At 65.5% G+C, this 3,225-nt stretch carries 3 protein-coding genes; all 3 read left to right on the forward strand.

The window, feature by feature from the left end; translation table 11 throughout:
• Window positions 1–427, forward strand: a 427-nt coding sequence (locus QTH97_RS36690; protein ID WP_286573689.1) for a methyl-accepting chemotaxis protein, incomplete at its 5' end; no start/stop codon positions are given.
• A 49-nt stretch (window positions 428–476) separates the two neighbouring features.
• The gene (locus QTH97_RS36695; RefSeq protein ID WP_286573690.1) at window positions 477–2,183 is read left to right on the forward strand and encodes a methyl-accepting chemotaxis protein; all 1,707 of its coding nucleotides are present in this window, start codon (window positions 477–479) and stop codon (window positions 2,181–2,183) included.
• 31 nt (window positions 2,184–2,214) lie between these two features.
• On the forward strand, window positions 2,215–3,225 hold a 1,011-nt coding region (locus tag QTH97_RS36700), incomplete at its 3' end, for an MCP four helix bundle domain-containing protein (RefSeq protein WP_286573691.1).

Below are 3,225 nucleotides of genomic sequence, written 5' to 3' on the forward strand. Positions count from 1 at the left end.
GGGCAAGACGATGGAAGAGATCGTCGACAGCGTGAAGCGGGTGACGGACATCATGGGCGAGATCACGGCGGCGAGCCAGGAGCAGACCTCGGGCATCGAGCAGATCAACCAAGCCATCACGCAGATGGACCAAGTGACGCAGCAGAACGCCGCGCTGGTGGAAGAGGCCTCTGCCGCCGCGCAATCGCTGCAGGACCAGACGGGCAGCCTGTCGCAAGTGGTGAGCGTCTTCAAGCTGAACCAGGACAGCTCGGCCGCCCGTGCCAAGGCACGCCTCGCGCCGGCGGCCGGTACGGCTGCCAGCGCGGCGAAGACGGTGCGCGCCAAGTCGCTGCCCGCTGCATCCCGCGAAAAATCGACCCGGACGGAACCCCGGTTGGCCGCATCCAGCGTAGGTGCGGCCGCGGGCGACTGGACGGAATTTTGAGCCCAGGCTCAGCATGACATAAGGCGGAAAGCCCAAGGGAGAGATCAATATGAAAGCGTTCTACAACCTCAGGATTGCGGCGAAGCTGCTCCTGTCCTTCATCGCGGTGCTGGCATTGACCGTGTTCGTCGGTGTCTTCTCGGTCGTCCAGCTCGCGAAGGTCAACCAGATGTCGACCGACATCACCGCCAACTGGATGCCGGCCACGCGCACCCTGCTTTCGATGAAGAGCGCCCTGTCGAGCTTCCGTTCGCAGGAGCTGGAGCACATCCTCGCCACCACCGATGCCGACATGACGCGCTACGAAAAGGTGATGGACGAAGCGTGGAGCGATCTGCAGAAGAACAGGGCCGAATACCAGACCCTCATCTCGGAGCCCGAGGAGAAGCGGCTCTTCGCTGAGTTCAACCAGGCGTTGAACCGCTACACGGTGGAGCACGACAAGGTTCTCGCCTTGTCCCGCGCGCAGAAGAATGAAGAGGCGATCGCCCTGATCCACGAGGAATCCTCGCGCGCCAATCTTCTTGCCAACGGGGCGCTCGCGCGGATGGTGGACGTGAACACGGCTGGCGCCAGGACTGCGGACGAAACAGCCGACGCGGTCTACGCGAGCGCGAGGTTCTGGGTGATCGGCATCCTGGCGGGCAGCGTCGCCCTCGGCCTCGCACTGGCCTTGTGGATCGCCCGCATCGTCGCGCGTCCGCTGTCGGAAGCGGTGAAGGTCGCGCAGTCGGTGGCCTCCGGCGACCTGACCAGCCGCATCGACGCGCAGACGAAGGATGAGACCGGCCTGCTGTTGACCGCCCTGAAGGACATGAACAACAGCCTGGTGAAGATCGTGGGCGAGGTTCGTACGGGCACGGACACGATCGCGACGGCATCAAGCCAGATCGCATCGGGCAATCAGGATCTGTCATCGCGCACCGAGGAGCAGGCAAGCTCGCTGGAACAGACGGCCGCGTCGATGGAGGAACTCACCAGCACGGTGAAGCAGAACGCGGACAACGCGCGTCAGGCCAACCAGTTGGCGGTGTCGGCGTCCGAAGTGGCGGTGAAGGGCGGTAGCGTGGTCAGCCAGGTGGTGGACACCATGGGCTCGATCAATGCGTCGTCGCGCAAGATCGTGGACATCATCGGGGTGATCGACGGCATCGCCTTCCAGACCAACATCCTGGCGCTGAACGCGGCGGTCGAAGCCGCGCGCGCCGGCGAGCAAGGCCGTGGCTTTGCCGTGGTTGCATCCGAAGTCCGCAGCCTGGCCCAGCGCTCGGCCGCCGCAGCCAAGGAGATCAAGACGCTGATCGGCGACTCGGTGGAAAAGGTCGAGGAAGGCAGCAAGCAGGTGGCCGAAGCGGGCAAGACGATGGAAGAGATCGTCGACAGCGTGAAGCGGGTGACGGACATCATGGGCGAGATCACGGCGGCGAGCCAGGAGCAGACCTCGGGGATCGAGCAGATCAACCAGGCGATCACGCAGATGGACCAGGTGACGCAGCAGAACGCCGCGCTGGTGGAAGAGGCCGCAGCCGCGGCCGGGTCGCTGCAGGAGCAGGCCGGCAGCCTGGTCCAGGCGGTCAGCGTATTCAGGCTGGGTCACCACCACGAGGCCGATCGGGCGCTGGCGCAAGCACGCTCGACGAGCCGGGCGGTGGTGCCCCGGCGTGCGCCGCGCGCGCAGGCGAGTCCGGCGGCCCAGCCGGCACCGCAACGCGTCGCGGCATCCGCAGAAAACTCGGGCGATTGGGCCGAGTTCTAAGTTTCGTCATCCCTCAAAGAAAGAAGAAGAAATGCAGTGGTTCCAAAAGCTTCGCGTGACTGCCCGACTGGTCATCAGTTTCCTGGTGGTCGCGGCGGTCGGAGCAGTCGTCAGCGCGCTCGGCATCTTCCACATGGGGCGCATCAGCGCGTCGACGGAGAGGCTCTACACCCACGAGCTTCGCGCCTTGCAGGCAGTGCAGGAGGCCAACATCCACCTGCTCTATGCGAGCCGGGCCCAGATGTCCCTGCTGTCGGCCGCCACGCGCGGCGAGCGCAATGCGGGTTCCACTGAGCTCAGGACCTCCATGGAGAGCCTTCAGGCGCGGGCCGCGGAGGTCAAGCCGCTGTTCGAGGAGAGCGAGGCCGGCAAGAAGCTCTTCGAGCAGTACGAGGCCTTGCTGCCGCCCTTGGGCAAGCGCATGGCGGACTTCGTGACGCTGGTGTCCAAGCAGTCGCTGGACAGCTCCCAGTTCGACGGCCAGGTGGTCGAGGACAGCACGCGTCTGCTGAAGGATTCGCGCGCGGTCGAGGAAGTGCTGAAGAACATGGTCGCCTACAGCAACGAGCTGGCGAAGGCCAGCGCGGAGAACGCGACCGACACCTACAAGACCTCGCGATTGATGATGCTGGTGATGGCGCTGATCGGCATCGTGGTCAGCGTGGGCCTGGGCATGGTGGTCGCGCGTCTCCTGGGGCGCCAGCTGGGCGGCGAGCCGGCCTATGCGGCGGACGTCGTCGGCCGCATCGCGACCGGCGACCTGAGCATGAATGTCGAAGCCGGCGCCGCGCATGCCGGCAGCCTGCTGTATTCGATCAAGCAGATGCAGGACCAGCTGACGTCGGTCGTCGGGAGGATCAAGTCGTCCAGCGACACGATCGCCACGGCGTCGAGCCAGATCGCCGCCGGCAACCAGGACCTGTCGTCGCGCACCGAGGAGCAGGCCAGTTCGCTGGAGCAGACGGCGGCGTCGATGGAGGAACTCACGAGCACGGTGAAGCAGAACGCGGACAACGCTCGCCAGGCCAACCAGCTGGCGGCA

The organism is Variovorax gracilis, assembly GCF_030317115.1.
GTDB classification, from domain to species: domain Bacteria; phylum Pseudomonadota; class Gammaproteobacteria; order Burkholderiales; family Burkholderiaceae_C; genus Variovorax; species Variovorax gracilis.

Coding starts and splice junctions, on each gene's coding strand:
- QTH97_RS36695 (WP_286573690.1), top strand. CDS start 477: ATGAAAGCGTTCTACAACCTCAGGATTGCGGCGAAGCTGCTCCTGTCC.